This window comes from Streptomyces sp. NPDC048290, from assembly GCF_040652095.1.
Lineage (GTDB): Bacteria > Actinomycetota > Actinomycetes > Streptomycetales > Streptomycetaceae > Streptomyces.
The window spans coordinates 148,470-166,228 of the sequence record NZ_JBEZLM010000023.1 but is presented as its reverse complement, the minus strand read 5'-3'; the positions used below and the strand labels follow the sequence as shown (position 1 = coordinate 166,228).

Annotated in this window: 16 protein-coding genes; 2 read left to right on the top strand and 14 right to left on the bottom strand. The window is 73.0% G+C overall.

Going from position 1 to position 17,759, the window contains the following annotated elements; translation table 11 throughout:
* Nucleotides 1–97 precede the first annotated feature (97 nt).
* From AB0D49_RS32075 to AB0D49_RS32050, 6 genes are all read right to left on the bottom strand, one after another.
* Nucleotides 98–454: a cupin domain-containing protein gene (locus tag AB0D49_RS32075; protein ID WP_362764297.1), complete on the bottom strand. Its 357-nt coding sequence runs from the start codon at nt 452–454 to the stop codon at nt 98–100.
* Nucleotides 451–1,248, bottom strand: coding sequence for an aldolase/citrate lyase family protein (locus tag AB0D49_RS32070; RefSeq protein WP_362764294.1), 798 nt, complete (start codon nt 1,246–1,248; stop codon nt 451–453). Before AB0D49_RS32070 ends, AB0D49_RS32075 begins: the two co-directional genes overlap by 4 nt.
* Nucleotides 1,245–2,408 (bottom strand): amidohydrolase family protein, encoded by a 1,164-nt coding sequence (locus AB0D49_RS32065; protein WP_362764291.1) that lies wholly within the window; start codon nt 2,406–2,408, stop codon nt 1,245–1,247. Before AB0D49_RS32065 ends, AB0D49_RS32070 begins: the two co-directional genes overlap by 4 nt.
* A 26-nt stretch (nt 2,409–2,434) precedes the next feature.
* Complete coding sequence (locus tag AB0D49_RS32060) at nt 2,435–3,286, bottom strand: fumarylacetoacetate hydrolase family protein (protein ID WP_362764288.1); 852 nt, start codon at nt 3,284–3,286, stop codon at nt 2,435–2,437.
* A gap of 194 nt (nt 3,287–3,480) precedes the next feature.
* Nucleotides 3,481–3,876 carry a nuclear transport factor 2 family protein gene (locus tag AB0D49_RS32055; protein WP_362764285.1) on the bottom strand — a complete coding sequence of 132 codons (396 nt, stop codon included), beginning with the start codon at nt 3,874–3,876 and terminating at the stop codon, nt 3,481–3,483.
* A complete protein-coding gene (locus AB0D49_RS32050) occupies nt 3,861–4,313 on the bottom strand; it encodes a VOC family protein (RefSeq protein WP_362764283.1) in 453 nt (150 codons plus the stop codon). Before AB0D49_RS32050 ends, AB0D49_RS32055 begins: the two co-directional genes overlap by 16 nt.
* Before the next feature lie 191 nt (nt 4,314–4,504).
* Here AB0D49_RS32050 and AB0D49_RS32045 point away from each other — a divergent pair, with 191 nt between their 5' ends.
* The gene (locus AB0D49_RS32045; RefSeq protein ID WP_362764280.1) at nt 4,505–5,539 is read left to right on the top strand and encodes an aldo/keto reductase; all 1,035 of its coding nucleotides are present in this window, start codon (nt 4,505–4,507) and stop codon (nt 5,537–5,539) included.
* 68 nt (nt 5,540–5,607) lie between these two features.
* On the opposite strand, the gene AB0D49_RS32040 is transcribed toward AB0D49_RS32045, so the two are convergent.
* The 8 genes from AB0D49_RS32040 to AB0D49_RS32005 form a co-directional block, all read right to left on the bottom strand.
* Nucleotides 5,608–6,522, bottom strand: coding sequence for an ABC transporter permease (locus tag AB0D49_RS32040; protein ID WP_362764277.1), 915 nt, complete (start codon nt 6,520–6,522; stop codon nt 5,608–5,610).
* Nucleotides 6,519–7,700 (bottom strand): ABC transporter permease, encoded by a 1,182-nt coding sequence (locus AB0D49_RS32035; RefSeq protein ID WP_362764275.1) that lies wholly within the window; start codon nt 7,698–7,700, stop codon nt 6,519–6,521. Before AB0D49_RS32035 ends, AB0D49_RS32040 begins: the two co-directional genes overlap by 4 nt.
* The gene (locus AB0D49_RS32030) at nt 7,697–9,271 is read right to left on the bottom strand and encodes an ABC transporter ATP-binding protein (protein ID WP_362764272.1); all 1,575 of its coding nucleotides are present in this window, start codon (nt 9,269–9,271) and stop codon (nt 7,697–7,699) included. The genes AB0D49_RS32035 and AB0D49_RS32030 overlap by 4 nt, the downstream gene beginning before the upstream one ends.
* A 29-nt stretch (nt 9,272–9,300) precedes the next feature.
* Nucleotides 9,301–10,392: a BMP family ABC transporter substrate-binding protein gene (locus AB0D49_RS32025; RefSeq protein WP_362764269.1), complete on the bottom strand. Its 1,092-nt coding sequence runs from the start codon at nt 10,390–10,392 to the stop codon at nt 9,301–9,303.
* A 256-nt stretch (nt 10,393–10,648) separates the two neighbouring features.
* Entirely contained in the window at nt 10,649–12,028 is a 1,380-nt protein-coding gene (locus AB0D49_RS32020; RefSeq protein ID WP_362764266.1) for an amidohydrolase family protein, read from the bottom strand.
* Nucleotides 12,025–13,047, bottom strand: a complete 1,023-nt coding sequence (locus AB0D49_RS32015) for a zinc-binding dehydrogenase (RefSeq protein WP_362764263.1) — start codon at nt 13,045–13,047, stop codon at nt 12,025–12,027. Before AB0D49_RS32015 ends, AB0D49_RS32020 begins: the two co-directional genes overlap by 4 nt.
* Nucleotides 13,048–13,755: 708 nt before the next feature.
* A complete protein-coding gene (locus tag AB0D49_RS32010; protein ID WP_362764260.1) occupies nt 13,756–15,024 on the bottom strand; it encodes a helix-turn-helix domain-containing protein in 1,269 nt (422 codons plus the stop codon).
* An 11-nt stretch (nt 15,025–15,035) separates the two neighbouring features.
* Nucleotides 15,036–16,484, bottom strand: coding sequence for an aldehyde dehydrogenase family protein (locus AB0D49_RS32005; protein WP_362764257.1), 1,449 nt, complete (start codon nt 16,482–16,484; stop codon nt 15,036–15,038).
* A 75-nt stretch (nt 16,485–16,559) separates the two neighbouring features.
* On the opposite strand from AB0D49_RS32005, the gene AB0D49_RS32000 reads away from it, so the two are divergent.
* Entirely contained in the window at nt 16,560–17,642 is a 1,083-nt protein-coding gene (locus tag AB0D49_RS32000) for an NAD(P)-dependent alcohol dehydrogenase (RefSeq protein ID WP_362764254.1), read from the top strand.
* Nucleotides 17,643–17,759 lie beyond the last annotated feature (117 nt).

Sequence of the window (17,759 nt, the reverse complement as noted above, 5' to 3'; positions counted from 1 at the left end):
GGGCTCTCCCCCCCGGGGGGGGGTGCCTCCGGTGTGTGCGGGGGGGCGGCCCCCCCCCCCCCCGCGGTCGGGCCCTCCCACTGTCGTCAAGTGCCGGTCAGGGCAGCAGATCGGCGCGCGGCGGGACGAAGAAGTCGATGTTGACGCAGGGCGCCTCGGTCGGCTCGACATAGTGCTCGCTGCCGCGCGGCACCAGCAGGAACGAACCCGCGCGCATGTCGTGGGCCACCCCGTCGACGTAGTAGTTGGCGCGCCCCTCGGCGATGTGCACCAGCTGGTCGAAGTCGTCGTGGTGATGCGGGTTGAGGGTCATGCCCACCTCCAGCTCGTGGTGGCAGATCATCACCTCGTCGGTCGCGTAGACCCGGCGGCGGACTCCGGGGCGGACCTGGGTCACCGGCAGCTCGTCCCAGTTGACGACGGTGTGGAACAGGGCCGCGTTGCGGCTGCTCATGGGGTCTCCTCTCCGGCGGCCGTGCGCAGTCCGGCCGCGAGTAGCTGAAGGTCCGAGCCGACGACCAGGTAGTCGGCGGTGCCGAGGCCCAGTCCGGCCGCCGCGCCCCGCAGCGGCGCCCAGCCGCCGAAGGCCACGCCCGCCTGGCGGGCGGCGTCCCGTACCCCGTCCACGGCGTCTCGCAGCACCGCGGGGTCGGTGGGCAGGCCCAGGTCGACGGCGAGGTCGGTGCTGCCGACGAAGGCCACGTCGAGCGGGGCGAGCAGCCGTTCCAGGGGCTCGGTGCGGGCGGTCTCGATCTGGCCGACCAGGAGGGGCGGGTCGGCCCGCTCGGCGTCCAGGAACGCGGCGAGCGGGACGGCGCCGAACCCGGCGGCCCGGTTGGCGAGGCTCACCGAGCGGCGGCCCTCCGGCGCGAACCGGGTGGCCGCCACCAGGGCCTCGCTCTGGGCGGCCCGGGTGAGCATGGAGAGCTGGACGCCCGCCGCCCCGGCCTCCAGCAGCCGGTTGACGGCGGGGGCGTCCACCTCGGGCACCCGCACCAGCGCGGGCAGCCCGCACAGCGCGGCGTGCCGCACCAGGGCGACGGCGTCCCGCTCGGTGAGTGTGGAGTGTTCGAGGTCGACGACCACGAACGCGAACCCGGCGGCGGCGGCCAGCTCCACCACATCGGGCGTCGCGAGCTTCACGAACGTCCCGACGGCGGGCCCGGGGCCGGTCAGGGCGGCCCGCAGGCGGCGCCGCAGCGGGTGGACGGCCCCGGCGCCGGCCGTCCCCGTGTCCGGGACGGTCACGCCGTCTTCAGGCCGCGCCACGGCACGATGTCGATCTCGGTGCCGCCGTGCAGCACGACGGTCGGCTCCAGACGCGGGGCGACCAGGGAGTTGCCGGACGCGTCGGGCAGGACCACTTCCTCGGTCTCGGTGACGACGGTGACGTCCGCCCGGCCGCCCACCTCCAGCCGTCCATAGCCCTCGGTGTCGAGGCCGAGGAGCTGGGCCGGGGCGACGGTGGCGCGGCGTACGCACTCCTCCAGCGGGGCGCCCAGCGCGACCAGCTTGGAGATGCTGGTGAGCAGGTCGAAGACGGGGCCGCGCCAGTTGCGGGCGCTGGTGTCGGAGCTGAGGACGTCGGGCAGGAAGCCGTCGGCGATGGCGCGGCGGGCGACCTCGAAGCTGAGGTTGCTCTTGCCGTGCGCGGAGTCGAAGAGGACGCCCCGCTCCCGGGCGGCGTTCACGGCGGGCTGGACCCGCTCGCCGTCGAGGATGCCGTGCGGCTTGCCGGTGTAGCAGTGCGCCACGATGTCGCCGGGGCGCAGATGGTCCAGGACGACGGGCAGCGGCTCCTCGGTCTCGCCGATGTGCACCATCAGCGGCAGCCCGGCCTGCGCGGCGAGGTCGACGGACTTCTTCAGCAGCGCCTCCCAGTGCTCGCCGACGACGTCCTCGGACAGCCGGATCTTGAAGCCGCGCACCACGTCGGGGTGGGCCTCGGCGGTGGCGAGGGCGTCCTCGACGACCAGGGTGTCGGGGTTGAGCAGCTCACCGAAGCGGAAGTCGATGAGGCCGAGCACCGAGACGTTCAGGAAGTTCACGATCCGCAGCGGGTTGGCCTCCACGACCAGTTTGCGGAACGCCGCGAACGTGGAGGCACCGGCGGTCCCGGCGTCGGCCGCCGCGACCACCCCGCGCCGCAGATGGGCCTCCTCGGCGGGGGCGCCGACGGCGGAGACGTACTGGAAGATATGGGTGTGCCCCTCGACCAGGCCGGGCAGCACGGTGGAGCCGGTGACGTCGACGGTACGGGTGGCGCGGGCCGCGAGGCCCTCGCCGATCGCGGCTATCCGGTCGCCGGTGACGGCGACGTCGAGCCGGGCGTTCGTGCCCGAGGCGGGGTCGATGACGGTGCCGCCGGCCAGGACGAGGTCGTAGGACGGCTCGGGGGAGGTAGACATCGAGGTGGGCTCCAGGGTGAGGACGGTCAGCTGACGGGTTCGGTCAGCCGGTGGTCGCGCGGTGCGCTGCCCGCGGCTCGGGCGACACGGGTGATCAGGGGCAGGACGCCGGCCACCTCGACGTGGATCTCGTCGCCGTCGGCGAGGAAGCACGCGCGGTCCTGGCCGGTGCCGGCCGGGGTTCCGGTGAGGACGACGTCGCCGGGTTCGAGCGCGGTGAACCAGGACAGCCTGCTGATGAGTTCGGTGAGCGGGAAGATCATTCCGGCGCTGGTGTCGTCCTGCCGGAGTTCGCCGTTGACCCGGGTGCGGACCGGGATCGCGGCCCGGTCGGGCAGTTCGTCCGGGGTGCACAGCGACGGGCCGAGCGGGGTGAAGCCGGGGTAGCTCTTGGCGAGCGCCGGGATGCCTGTGCTGCGCATGACATCACGGGCGGTCATGTCGTTGGCCGCGGTGATCCCGGCCACCGCGGGCCAGACCTCCGACTCGGCGGCCCGGTGCAGCCGTCCGCCGATCACGACCGCGATCTCGCCCTCGTAGTCGGGTTCGGTCACGGTGTCGGGGATGGCCACCCGGGCGCCCGGAGCGGGCACGGCGGAGGAGGCGGCCAGATAGAGGATCGGGTCCTTCGGCAGTCCCCGGCCGGTCAGGGTCGCCTTGGACACATAGTTGAGGCCGACGCCCCACACGGCGCGGGGCCGGCCCAGCGGCGCCCGCAGCACCGCCTCGTCGAGCGGGATGCGGCGGAGTACCGGCCGGGAGGCCAGACAGTCCAGCGAGCCCTCCTGTTCGAGGACCGCGCCGAGGTCGGGAAATGCGGTGTCCAGCAGGGCGACAGCCCCGTCCTCGATCCGGCCCAGGCCGGTCTGAGTCGTCACTACTCGCATGTTGTGCATCTTTTATTGCGAGACGCCATCATGTCAAGCGATACGCAACAGGGACTGGAGACACACCGACACCCCGTCCGCACGGAGGGCGAACGGGGTGTCGGTGAAGGTGAGTTGGGGCCGGTCGGAAGCCGCCCGGGGCACGGTCGAGGGTGGGTCTCGGGGCCGTGCCCGCGGGCGGCGGCTCACTCCAGCTGGCGACGGACCTCGCCGCTGTCCCAGTAGTCGGTGCGGCGGGTGAGCAGACCGTCCGCGACGGTGAACACGAACACGCCCCGGACCCGCACCGGACGGTCGCCCGCCGAGCGCATCCGGAACGTCATGACGTACGGCACGGCCGCCGATCCGCCGTCGACCAGGATCTGTTCCGGGACGTACGTGAGGTCCCGGAAGTCCGCCAGGAAGCCGGTGAGCGCCGCCCGGTACTCCGCGCGGCCATGCCGGTCCCGGCCCATGGCCGAGGTGTGCTCGTTGACGAAGTCGTCGGCGACACAGGCCGCCACGGCGTCCGCGTCATGGGCGTTCAGCGCCGCGAGATAGGTCTCGACGGTGGCGCGGGTGTCTCTCAGGACGAGCCCCACTTCTCCCGGACGGTGTCGAAGACCCGCTGGTCGTGGGAGATCTCCACGACATTGCCGTCGGGGTCCTTCAGGGCGCAGATGTAGCCGACGGGGTCGGGCATCTGGCGCGGCTCCCAGTGCAGACAGCCCAGTTCACGGGCCCGGTCGGCGAGCGCGTCCACGTCCTCGCGGGTCGGCACCTCGATGCCGAGGTGCGCGAACGGGTGGAGCAGCCCCAGCGGGTTGCCCTTGTCCTTGTTGAACGACACCAGGACGAGCACGAACGGTGTCTCGGCCTGCTTGTCGTTGGAGAGCCAGACGCTCTCGCCGTCCGCGTCCTGGAACCGCTCGACCACGACCAGCGGAGTCAGTGAGGTGTAGAACGCGATCGACTTGTCGAGATCGCCGGTGGGCAGCGCGACATGCGTCCAGCGGGCCGTGGTGAGACCGGTGGTCACGGTACCTCCATCATGAGTGGTGCGGCTTTCCCCGCCGAGCCTAGGCGGGTCCTCGCCGCAGGTCGATGTGCTGCGGACACAACACGTGAGCGGACAACGCTGACCCCCCGCGACATCGGTTCGCGCACGGTCCCCGTGGGACTCTGCCCGGGACAGTGACGACCGGCGTCGCACGAGAGGCGAGGGCGAACATGCACTACCGGATACTGGGCGGGACGGGCATCGAGGTGAGCGAGTTGTGCCTCGGGTCGATGATGTTCGGCGCCTGGGGCAACACCGACGAGGCGGAGTGCCACCGCATGGTGGCCACGGCGCTGGACGCCGGGGTGAACTTCGTCGACACCGCCGATGTGTACGCCTTCGGCGAGTCCGAGGAGATCCTGGGGCGGGCGCTGAAGGGCCGCAGGGACGATGTCGTCCTCGTCTCCAAGTTCCAGAACGAGATGCCGGGGCGTCCGCTGGACCGCAACCGGCGCGGGAACTCCCGGCTGTGGATCGCGCGCGCGGTGGAGGACAGCCTGCGCCGGCTGGGCACGGACCACCTCGACGTGTATCTGGTGCACCGGCCCGATCCGCGTACCGACATCGAGGAGACGCTCGGCGCGCTCAGCGACCTGGTGCGGGCGGGCAAGGTCCGCGCGATCGGCACCTCCAGCTTCCCGGCGGAGGACATCGTGGAGGCGCAGTGGGCGGCCCGGCGCCTGGGCCGTGAGCGGTTCACGGTGGAGCAGCTGTCGTACTCGGTGCTGGCCCGGCACGCGGAGGCCGCCGCGCTGCCCACCGCGCGGCGCCACCGGATGGGCGTCATGGTGTGGAGCCCGCTGAATGGCGGCTGGCTGACCGGCAAGTACCGGGCGGGGGCCGAACCGGCGGGCGACTCGCGGGCGCTGACCAACGGCGACCACTTCGACTACGCCGACCAGCGGGTGCGCGAGCGCAAGCTGGCCGTGGTGGAGGAGCTGGTACGGCTCGCCGCCGACGAGGGCTGCACGCTGGTGGAGCTGGCGCTGCGGTTCGTGCTGGCCCATCCGGGAGTCACCTCGGCGCTGATGGGCCCGCGCACCCATGACCAGCTGGTGTCGCAGCTCAGTGCCGTGGACCGGCCGCTGTCGGCGGACGCGCTGGACCGGATCGACGCGCTGGTGGCACCGGGCAGTGTGCTCAACCCGCGGGACGTCGGGTATGTGCCGCCCGCGCTGGAGGACCCGGCGCTGCGCCGCCGCTGAGGACCGGGCAGGGCGGAAGGGCGGGTGTGTGGCGCACCCGCCCTTCGCGTCCCGGCCGGCGCCGGGCGTCAGGTCGAGCCCCGTTCGAAGGGGCGTCCCAGGGCCGCGGGTTCTCGCTGTTTCGCGGTGAACAGCACCATCGCGAGCAGCGCCAGCAGATACGGGGCCGCGACCAGCAACTGGGCGTTGAGGGTGACCCCCAGCGCGGGCAGCGCGAGGCGCATCGCGTCGGACAGGCCGAACACCAGACAGCCGAGCAGGGTCCGGCCCAGGCGCCAGGCGCCGAAGATGACCGCGGCGATGACGATGTAGCCGCGTCCGGCGGTCATGTTCTGGTTGAACGAGCCGACCTCGCCGACCGCGAGATAGGCGCCGCCCAGTCCGGCGAGCGCACCGCACCACAGCAGGGCCTGGCGGCGCCGCTTGTTCACCTTGATCCCGGTGACGTCGGCGGCCTGCGGGTTCTCACCGACCGCCCGCAGTTCCAGACCCCAGCGGCTGCGTTCCACCAGCCACCAGGTCAGTGGCACCAGCAGGATCAGCAGATAGACCGGCCAGCGCCCGGAGAACAGTGGTTCGCCGATCAGCGGGATGTCCCGCAGCAGCGGGATGGACAGCACGCTCACCTGGTGCGAGTCGAACTGCTGGGTGGTGATCAGATAGCTGGTCAGGCCGAGCACCAGCGCGTTGAGCGCCAGACCGACGACGAAGGTGTTGATGTACGCCCGGTGGGAGAGGTTGCCGTGCACGAAGCCCAGGAAGAGCCCCGTCGCCAGACCGGCCAGCAGGCCGAAGCTGGCGCTGCCGGTCGCGCTGGCGGTGGCCACCGAGGTGAACGCGGCGCCGAGCATCATCGCCTCGACGGAGATGTTCATGGCACCGGCGCGCTCGGCCAGGTACTCGCCGCAGGCGGCGAACGCCAGGGGCACGGTCAGCCGGACACCACTGGCGAGGATGGTCTCGGTGCTGTCGAGCACGCTCATACCGCCGCCTCCATCTTGGTCGGGACGACGGGCACGGCGGCCGGCGCCTGGGGCTGGGCGCCGCGGCGCCCGCGGAAGAGATCGATGAGGACGGGCGGCACCACGAACGCCAGCACCAGCAGCGCCTTGACGATGTCCACCAGGTACGACGGCACTCCGGTGGCCGACAGGAAGTCGCCGCCCGCGCGGAGCATGCCGAACACGAACGCCACCGGGATGGCGACCAGCGGACGGTTGCGGGCGACCAGCGCGACCAGCAGTCCGTCCCAGCCGACATTGTCGGAGAGCCCGGACTGGAGCCGGTTGGTGCTGACCGGGCTGGCCAGCAGCAGTCCCCCGGCGAGCCCGGCGAAGGCGCCGGACAGGGCCAGGGTGAGCCCGCCGAGCAGGCCGACCCGGACCCCGGCGTGCTGGGCGGTGAGCGGGTTGAGTCCGACCATGCGCACCGTGAAGCCCCACCGGCTGCGGCTGAGGGCCACCACCACGGCGGCAGCCGCGGCCAGCGCGATGAACAGCCCCGCGTTCAGCTGGAGCGACGGGTACTCCCCGAAGTGCGCCAGCAGCGCGTTGGCGGGCAGCGGGTTGGACTGGGCGTCGGCGATGCCGGACTCGCCCTGGGCGCTCTCCTGGAGCCCCCACGGGCTGCTCACCATGAAGGTGACGAGCTGCATCGCGAGGAACGACATCAGCAGCGTGCTGACGACGACATTGACGCCCCGGTACCGGTACATGAGCGCGCTGAGCGCGGCCCACAGTCCCCCGCCGACGGCGGCGGCCAGCATCACCACGAAGACCAGCGACGGGCCCGGCAGGGCGAGCCGCAGCCCGACCCAGGCGCCGAGCAGACCGCCCATCAGCACCTGGCCCTCCTGCCCGATGTTGAAGGTGCCCGCGGTCGCGCAGATACAGGCGCCCAGCGCGACCAGCAGCAGCGGCGCCGCGTTGAGCAGCGTCGTCGTCCAGCCGCCGGTGTTGGCGAGGCTGCCGGTCCAGATCGCCTTGGCCGAGTCGCCCGGCGAGGCACCGGTCAGGGTGAGCAGCAGCGCGGACGCGCCGAGGGCGACGGCGACCAGCACCAGGGTGAGCCCGGCGGTGGTCCAGCCGTCGCGGCCGGGGCGCAGCCGGGCGAGGAAGCGGCGGGCGAGGTCGTCGGCGCCCGCCGGGGCCGCGGACCTCATGCGGCCTCACCGCCGACCAGCATACCGAGCCGTTCGGCGGTCGCCTCGGCGACGGGCAGCGCTCCGGTGATCCGCCCGGCGGAGATCACCGCGATCCGGGTTGCTAGGGCCATGACTTCCTCGAATTCGGTGGAGATGAGCAGCACTCCGACGCCTTCGGCCGACGCCTTGCGCAGGCGGGCGTACATGTCCTCGATGGCGCCGACGTCCAAGCCGTGGGTGGGCTGCGCGGCCACCAGGACCCGGGTGTCGCCGGAGAGTTCGCGGGCGAGGACGACCCGCTGCTGGTTGCCGCCGGACAGGGAGCGCACGGGCGCGTCCAGCGACGGGGTGATGATGTTGAACTCGTCGGCGAGCCTGCGCGCCTCGGCGAGCATGGCCCGCCGCCGCAGCAGGAACCGTCCGCTGACCTTGCCGAGGGACTTCATGGTGAGGTTCTCGGCGACGCTCATGTCCAGTACGACCCCGCTCTGGTGGCGGTCCTCGGGGACGATGCCGAGTCCCGCCCCGGACAGGGCGCCGGGCCGGGCCGGGTCCACCGCGGTGCCGTCGATCTCGACGGTCCCGGCGGTGGGCGCGACCAGCCCGGACAGCACATCGCCGAGCATGGCCTGTCCGTTGCCCTCGACGCCGTACAGGGCGACGATCTCGCCCGCGCCGACGGTCAGGTCGACACCGTCGAGGACCTGGACGCCGTCCTGTTCGACGCTGAGTCCGTCCAGCCGCAGGGCGGGACGGCGGGCCACGGCGCCCTCGGTGTCACCGGTGTCCTGGTCGTCCTCGGTGCCGGTGTGCTGCTGCGGGACCAGGCCGAGGGCGGCGGCCTCCTCGCCCAGGGAGACCTCACGGCCCACCATCTGCCGGGCGAGGAGCTGCGGAGTGGTGTCGGCGGTGACCGCCCGGAAGGCGACCTTGCCCCTGCGCAGCACAGTCACCTTGTGGGTGGCCTGGGCGATCTCGGCCAGCTTGTGGCTGATGAGGATGACCGCGCGGCCCTCCTCCCGGACCACCCGGCCGAGCATGGCGAACAGCTCCTGCGACTCGGCCTGGGTGAGCACCGACGTCGGCTCGTCCAGGATCAGGATCTGCGGGTTGCGGCGCAGGCACTTGACCACCTCGACCCGCTGCCGCTCCCCCGCCGAGAGGGAGTCGACCCGGGCGTCGGGGTCGATGGGCAGTCCGTAGCGGGCGCAGACGTCGGCGATGTCCCGGTGCAGGGCCTGCTTGTCGACCCGCCCGGTGTCGCCGAGCGCCACGTTCTCCCACACGGTCAGCCCGTTGATGAGGCTGAAGTGCTGGTGCACCATGCCGATACCGAGTTCGGCGGCCTCCTGCGGGCTGTCCAGGGCGACCGGGGTGCCGCGCACCAGGATGGTGCCGCCGTCCCGCCGGACCAGTCCGAGCAGGACCTTCATGAGGCTGGACTTGCCCGCCCCGTTCTCGCCCAGGAGACCGTGGATCTCGCCGGCGTCGACGCTGAGGTCCACGGCGGCGCAGGCGGTGACGGCTCCGTAGGACTTCGTGATGCCGCGCAGTTCCAGCAGGGGAACCGCTGCTGCTGTCGATGTCATCGCTGGTCTTCCTCGTCGGGGTGGGCGGGTCAGCCGAGGCGCTCGACCTCGGCCTTCGGGTCGATCTCCTTGCTGCCGATCTTCGCCATGAAGTCCGCGAGCTGCTGCTCCTCGTCACCGGCGGGCTTGCAGATCTTGACCGTGGGGAACGGGTCGACGCCCAGCTGCCAGGTGCGGGTGGTGCCCATCTTCAGGTTGTTCTTGGCGAACTCCTCCAGTCCGGCGCGGAAGTAGTCACCGGGGCTGAAGACGACGGATATGTCGTAGGTGGGGCTGGTGGAGGCACAGCGGTCGGTGCCCGGGGTGAGGGTCAGCACGTCGTTCTCGTTGGCGAGCCGCGCCGAGGTGTCGGTGGCGCCGCCGAGGTAGGGGTAGATGACCTTGATGCCCTGGCTGATCTGGGCCTGGGTGGCTTCCTTGGCCTTCGCCGAGTCATTGAAGTCACCGGTGTAGGTGCTGGTCAGCTCGGCCTTCGGGATGACCTCGCGGATACCGGCGAGGAAGGCGGTGGCGGCGGCGACGCTGAAGTCGGCCTTGACGCCGGTGATGAATCCGGCGCGGGTGTCGCCGGACGCCTTCATCTTCAGTCCGGCGGCGTACCCGGCGACCAGCATGGACTGGTTGGGGTCGTCGGCGGACAGCAGGACCTTGGGCGTCTGGTCGACATTGGCGGAGGTCGGCACGTACCAGGCGGTCTTGGCGCAGACCGCCTCCTCGGAGGCGGGGATGGCCGTCTTCAGTTCGCTGGCGCCGAGCGCGACCAGGTCGACCTGCTGCTGACACAGGGCGCGGGCCGCGGCGAGGGCGTCACCGACGGGCACGCTGCCGCGCTTGATGACGGTCCAGCCCTTCTCCTTGGCGAAGGCGTCCGCGGAGTCCACGAAGCTCTGGTAGTAGCCCTTGTCGTTGATGTCGCCGGGGCTGAGCACCCCGATGACGACCTTGCCGTCGCCGTTGACATCGGGCTGCTGCGCTCCGGAGCCGCCGTCGCCGGCGCTGGCCGCGGGGGTGTCCTTGGGCGCGGTGGCGTCGTTGCTGGCGCAGCCGGACAGGGCGAGGGCTCCGGCGAGGGCGAGGCCCACTGCGGTCCTGGACGACCGGAGGGTGCTCTTGGCAGTCATGTGCGTGGTCCATTTCGCTGAGGTCACCGCTCCCCGTGGGATGCGGTGGGTGACGGCGGAGATGACGGCCGGTCGGCGGGGCGGACGGCCAAAGGCGCGTGGGGAGCGGTACGGACGGGCGGGCTCGATGACGCGGTGTGCGGTGCTGCGGGGGCGTGGGGCGGTCCGGTCGTGTGTGTACCGGGGACGGGCCCCGCGCGGTAGAGGGCCTTTTGCGCCTGCGCGGGTAGTCGGGCGGGCGCCGCAGGGGCCTCCTTTACCGGGTGGCCGCCGGCTGCTCGGGCCAGCTCGGGCGAGGGGTGATGCCGGCCCGCCGCAGCAGGGCGGCGGAGCGTTCGGCGGCGGCTGCGGCGAGGGCCTCGGGGTCGACGCCGGTCGGCCGCCGGTCGCGCAGCACGATCCGGCCGTCGACCAGGACGTCCCGTACGGTGCGCGAGACCTGGCCCCAGACGAGCTGGCGGGCGAGGTCGCCGCGGGGTGTCCAGGCCGGGTCGCGGCCGTCCAGTACGACGAGGTCGGCGGCCTTGCCCGGCTCCAGGGAGCCGATCCGGTCGCCGAGGCCGATGGCGTGCGCTCCGTCGATGGTGGCGAGGGCGAACGCCTGGTCGGCGCGGATGGGGTCGGGGCGGTCCCGGTCGCGTTCCAGGGCGGCGAAGAGGTAGGCCGCGTGCAGGATGTCCGGCGCGTCGCCCGCGTTGTGGGCGTCGCAGCCCAGGGCGACCCGGCCGCCGCGCCGCACCAGTTCGGCGTGGCGGGAGGCGAGGGTGTAGCCCTGCCCGAGGCGCAGATAGGCACCCGGACAGGAGACGACGGCGGTACGGGTGTCGAGCACGGCGTCGACCTCCTCGTCGTCCAGCCACACGGCGTGGCCGAGGAGCAGCCGGGGGCCGAGCACGCCGAGTTCGCGGAAGTGGACCACCGGGCGGCGTCCGCAGCGCGCGGCGTATGCCTCGACGTCGGCGGGGCCGGGCGAGATGTGCCAGGTCACGGGGACGTCGAGGCGTTCGGCCAGCTCCGCGGCGCCGGTGAGGAGTTCGTCGCTCACCAGGTCGTGGCCGACGAGGGTCACCCAGCCGGTGACGGGTCCGGTGGTGGGCAGTGAGCGGACGATGTCGGCCTGGCGGGCGAGCATCTCCGCGGCGGGCGCGCCGAACGGTACGTCCTTGGCGTCCCAGCCCCAGCCGCCGACCCGGCCCCGGACGCCCGCGGCGGTCATCCCGGCGACGACCCGTTCCGGGTAGGCGACGGTGCCGGGTTCCAGGACCGTGGTGATGCCCCGGGTGAGGCACTCCACGGCGGTGAGGGTCGCGGCGAGTTCGTCGTCGTCGCCGTCGGCGTGCTCGTGCAGCGGCACGATCCAGTCGAAGATGGACTCCTGGGCGCTGATGTCGTCCGGGATCATGCCGCGTACCAGCGGGTCGACGGTGGTGTGCTGGTGGGCGTCGATCAGACCGGGGACGACGACGCAGCCGGTGGCGTCGAGTTCGCGGGCGCCGGGGTAGCGGGCGCGCAGGTCGTCCGCGGTGCCGAGGGCAGCGATCCGGTCCCCGGAGACGGCGAGGGCGGTGCCGGTCAGGACCCGGCGCCCGGCGTCCATGGTGACGAGGTCGCCCCCGACGATCAGCAGCTCGTTCATGGCTGGATCACGACCTTGCCTATGGTGTCGCGGGCGGCCAGCACGTCCCAGGCGCCCGTGAGGTCGCCGAGCGGGAAGCGGGCCGCGGTGGGCAGGCGCAGGCCGTCGGCGAAGCAGGCGGACATGGCGGCGACGAAGTCGGCCGAGCTGTAGCCGCCGGTGCCGAGCAGGCGCAGACCGCGGTGGAAGACCTCCTGGAGCGAGAACGACACCTGGTCGCCGCTGGTGTTGCCGGTCAGCACGAGCCGGCCGCGGATGCCGAGACAGTCCAGCGAGGTGCGCCAGGTGTCGGTGCCCACGTGGTCCAGGACCAGATCGGCACCGGCGCCGTCGGTGAACAGGGCCACCGTCTTGGCGGCGTCGGGCTCGCCGTTGGGCAGCACCAGGTCCGCTCCGGCGGCGCGGGCCGCCTCCCGTTTGGGCTCGCTGCCCGCGAAGGCGACGACGGAGGCCCCGGCCCGCTTGGCGAGGGCGATGGCCGCGAGGCTCACCGCGCTCGCCCCGGCGTGCACGACGAGGGTCTCACCGGCGGCGATGGTGCCGACGGAGTGCACCGCGTGCCAGGCCGCCGAGAAGGCGGTGGGCAGGGTGACGGCCGCGTCGAGCGGCAGCGACGCCGGGACCTGCACCACGGACTCGGCGGACGCCAGTACGTACTCGGCCAGCGCGCCGGGGGCGTTGCCGCCCAGGACGCGGGGCCGCACGCAGTACGCGCGGTCGCCGACCGCGCAGCGCGGACAGCCGCCGCAGCCCTGGGTCGGGTCGGCGATGACCCGGTCGCCGGGGACGACGGAGCCGACGGCGGTCCCGGTCGCCACCACCGTCCCGGCGAAGTCCATGCCGGGGATGTGCGGCAGCCGGAAGCCGGGTATCAGTCCCGGTCCCTTGAGCTGTAGCAGGTCGAGGCGGTTCAGTCCGCAGTGCGCGACCTCGACCAGGACGTCTCGCGGCCCGCATTCGGGCATCGGGACGTCTTGTGGGATCACGGCGGCGGGCCCCCCGAAATCGGTCTGCACCATGGCTCGCACCCGTAGCCTCCTCACCGATCTCATCTCGCATTGCGAGGCGGTGGAACGTATTGCGAGGTACTCTGCCCCCGCCGAACGGTGGTGTCAACGCCCCTGCGCTACATCTTGGTTTCACCGTGGTTTCGCCTGTCAGTGCCGGTGCCGGGGCGACCGGGGACCTGGCCCGTACGGGCCCTCAGGGGCCTGTGACGGGCCTGTGCGGGCGCCGCGCGGGGCCACCCGGTGGCGGCGGACGGCGGCGCGCCCGCACGGGCGCGCAGGGCCGCCGGGAGCGGCGGGTCGGTGGGGGGGGCGATCGGGTCGCCGGGGGTGGGTCGGCGGGGCGGTTCGGTGGGCGGTTCGGCGGGGGCGGGGAGCGGGCCTGCCGGAAGCGATTCGGCACGGGCGGCGAGCAGGCCCACCGGGAGCCGTTCGGCGCGGAGCCGGAGGTCGGCCGCCGGGAGCCGCCCACCACCGGACCGGAAGCCGACCGCCGAAACCCGCCCAGCACCGAACCGGGGACTGGCCGCCGAAAGCCACCCACCACCGGACCGGGACCCGGCCGCCGAAGGCCGCTCAGCGCAGAACCAGAGGCCGGTCACCGCACACCGCCCAGCAGGGAGCCAGCAGCCAGTCACCGAAGGCCGTTCGACGCGGAGCCGGAAACAGGTCACCGCAGGCGGGTCGGCGCAGGGCCGGAAGCGGGTCACCGGAGGCCGGTCAGTGTCGGGACGGGAGGGGGTCGTCGTCGCCGGGCGGGCGTGGGGGCGTGCGCGCGGTGTCCGCGGCGAGCAGGTCCAGCGCGGTGAGCGCGAGATGGAGTTCGGCCGAGGCGGCGGGCAGCAGCGGGTCGGTGCCGAGCAGGGTCTTGATCTGGCGCACCCGGTACCCGACCGAGTTGCGGTGCAGATGCAGCTGTTCGGAGACGCTCTGTCTGCTGCCCCGTTCGGCGAGCCAGGCCCGCAGGGTCGCCATCAGTTCCGGACGCTCGCGCACCGGTCCGAGATGGGCTTCGGCGTAGGCCTCCAGCCGGGCGCGGGACAGCGGCAGCAGGACCTGGACGACTCCGCAGCCGTCGAAGGTGAGCAGCGGTTCGCGGCGGGCGCGGGCCAGTCCCAGCAGCCGTTCCGCCTCGGTGAACGACCCGGGCAGTCCATCGGCGGAGTCGGGGCGTGAGCCCCCGGCCGCGACGACATGAGCGGCGGACTCGTCCCCGGTCATCAGGCGCAGCCGGCTGCGCAGCCGCACCAGCGCGGTGTCGTCGGCGACCACCGTCCAGGCCGTGCGCCCCTCCTGCTGGGCGGGATGCTCCAGCCAGGCCAGCGCGGTGGACCAGGCGCGCAGCCGGGTGCCGCTGTAGTGGAGCACGGCACCGGCGGGCGGGCGGCGCAGATCGATGCCGAGGCGTTCGGCCTCCGCGCGCACCGAGCCGCCCGCGGTGCCGGAGCGCAGCGCGGCGACGACATCGGCGGGGGTGTGCCGGGCGGCGGCCTCGGGCGGGTCGTCCCCGCCGCGCACCGCGTCGATCAGCAGCGCGGTGACGGCGGCGCGGGCCAGGTCCCGGACACGCGGGTCGCCGGGGCCGACGGTCAGCAGGACACCGGCGACGGTGGTCCCGGCCCGGACGGGCAGGGCCGTGGCGGGCGCCCCGTCCAGGGTCCTGAGCGTCGGTCCGGTGGTGTCGGCGCGCGGGGCCGCGGCGGCGTCCTGGGCGAGGACGCCGAGCGCTGCCTCGGCGGGCAGTCCCGCGCCACCGTCGGTGGTGGCCAGCGGGACGCCGTCGGCGGACAGCAGCCGGACGTGCCGGCCGGTGGCCCGCAGCAGCGCGCCGAGCACGTCGGCGCGGCTGGCGCCGGCGAGCACGGCCTCGGTCAGCTCCCGTTCCAGCCGGGCGGGCCGGGCTTCCGGTGCCGGTGCCGGTGCCGGTGCCGGTGCCGGTGCCGGTTCCTCGTGGGCCGGACCGGGCCGGGCCGCTGCGGGGGTACCCATGACGTGCGGTCTCAGCGGGCCAGCAACCGGATGGCGACACCCTTTTCCTGGGTGTACTCGCGCAGTGCGGCATAGCCGCCGCCCCGGCTGAAGCCGCTGTCCTTCTGCATGTTGAAGGGGAAGCCGATGACCCCGGCGTCATGGAACTGGTTGACGGCGACCTGTCCGGAGCGGACGTCCTTGGCGAGCCGCAGCGCGCGCGAGATGTCATTGGTCCAGACGCAGGCCAGCAGGCCGAAGTCGGTGTCGTTCATCAGCCGGGTGGCCTCGGCGGTGTCCCGGAAGGACTGCACGGCGAGCACCGGTCCGAAGACCTCCTCGCGGGCGATCCGCATCCCGCCGTCGACCTGGTCGTACACGGTCGGCTCGATGAACCAGCCGTCGGCGCCGGGACGGCCGCCGGTGACCAGCCGGGCGCCTTCGCGCGGCGCGTCCGTGAGGAAGCCGCCGACCCGTTCGTACTGGGCGGCGCTGACCAGCGGACCCATGTCCAGGTCGGCCTCCCAGGCGCCGGTCTTCACCTCGGCCATGGCCGCGGCGACCCGCTCCACCACCTCGTCGTGCGCCGATGCCTCGACCAGCAGCCGGGACCCGGCGTAGCAGTTCTGTCCGGCGTTCTCGGTGATGGAGGCGACGATCGCGGGGATCGCGGTGTCGAGGTCGGCGTCGGCGAAGAGCACGTTGGGCGACTTGCCGCCCAGCTCCAGCTTGACCGGGACGAGGTTCTGGGCGGCGGCGGCCATGATGGCCCGGCCGGTGGTCGTGGAGCCGACGAAGCTGATGTGGTCGACGCCGGGATGCGAGGTGAGGGCGACGCCCGCCTCGGGGCCGAGGCCCGCGACGACATTGATGACACCGGGCGGGAACCCGGCGCGCCGGGCGAGTTCGGCGAGCGCGAACGGGGCCAGCGGGGCGATCTCGGAGGGCTTGAGGACGACGGTGTTGCCCGCGGCGAGGGCCGGGGCGACATTCGCGGCGGTGAGCACGGCGGGCACGTTCCAGGGGATGACGACCGCGCACACCCCGTACGGTTCGGGGACCGTGTAGCCCAGGTAGTCCGGGCTGCGGGTGGGCAGGGTGACACCGGTGAGCTTGTCGGCGGCGCCCGCGAAGTAGTCGATGATGCCGTGCGCGATGTACATGTTGGTCCGGCCGCCGGACAGCGGCTTGCCCACGTCCTGGGCCTCGACCGCGGCGAGCGCCTCGACCTCGGCGATGATGAGGTCCGCCCAGCGGCGGATCAGGGCCCCGCGTTCACTGGGGTTGGTCGCCGCCCAGCCAGGAAAGGCGCGGCGCGCCGCGTCGACCGCGTCGACGACATCGGCGGCGCCCGCGCGGGCCACCGTCCGGAACACCGAGCGGGTGGCGGGATCGAGGACGTCCAGCGTGGAACCGTCCCGGGCAGCGACCCATTCACCGTCGATGAAGTGCAGAGCAGAGGGGAAGTCAACAGCCACCATGGGGGGAACCTTGACCGACCTTGTTGCACATGTCAATATGCGGTCTCACTTTGTGAGGCGCTACTAGGAGGCCCTGTGCGTGCCACCGCCGCTCTGCTGAAGCAGTCCGGAGAGCCGTTCTCCCTGACCGAGGTGGACCTCGAAGAGCCCCGCCCCGACGAGGTGCTCGTCCGCGTCGCGGCCGTCGGGATCTGCGGCACCGACCTCGAATTCGCCACCTTCTTCCCCACTCCCGCGCTCCTCGGCCATGAGGGCTCGGGCGTGGTGGAGCGGGTCGGCTCCCATGTCACCTCCGTCAAGCCGGGCGACCATGTCGCCATGTCCTTCACCTCCTGCGGGACGTGCGCGCTGTGCCGGACCGGCTCCCCCGCCTACTGCCGCGACTTCGACGCGCTCAACTTCTCCGGCCACCGGCCCGACGGCAGCTCCGCCGTGTCGTACGAGGGGCGGCCGGTCAACGCCCACTTCCTCGGCCAGTCGTCGTTCGCGAGCCATGTCGTCGCGAACGAGCGGGCGGTCGTACGGATCGATCCGGCGCTGGATCTGCTGCGGGCCGGGCCGTTCGGCTGCGGGTTCCAGACTGGGGCGGGCGGGGTGCTCAATGTGCTCCAGCCCCGGCCCGGCTCCTCCCTCGCCGTGTTCGGCGCCGGGGCGGTCGGCGTCGCGGCCGTCATCGCCGCCGCGCTGAGCGGCTGCCGCACGATCGTCGCCGTCGATGTCAACCCGGCCAAGCTGGAGGCGGCGCGCGGCTACGGCGCCACCCACACCGTGGACTCCTCCACCGGGGACACCGCGGACCGGCTGGCCGCGCTGGTGCCGGACGGGTTCGACTTCGTCATCGACACCACCGGCCGCGAGGACGTGCTGCGGACGGCCGTGGAGGCGCTCGGGCCGCTGGGGCGGGCCGGGGTCATCGGGATCGGGCCGAGCGAGTCGATGAGCTTCGAGTGGCGCTCCATCCTCAACGGACGGTCGGTCACCGGCATCATCGCCGGGGCGAGCCTGCCGCAGCTGTTCCTGCCGCGGCTGCTGGAACTCAACGCCGAGGGCCGGTTCCCGGTCGAGAAGATGATCACCTACTTCCCGTTCGAGCAGATCAACGAGGCCGTGGCGGCGGTCCGTTCCGGCGCGGTCGGCAAGGCCGTGCTGACCTTCTGACACCGGCCGTCACCGTCGGCTCATTGCCGTTGGCCAGAACACCGCCTAAGGTGGCCTGACCTGCGCCGATGAGGCTTCAGACATCCGGTGGCGCGGCCGGACAACACCGCGCACAGG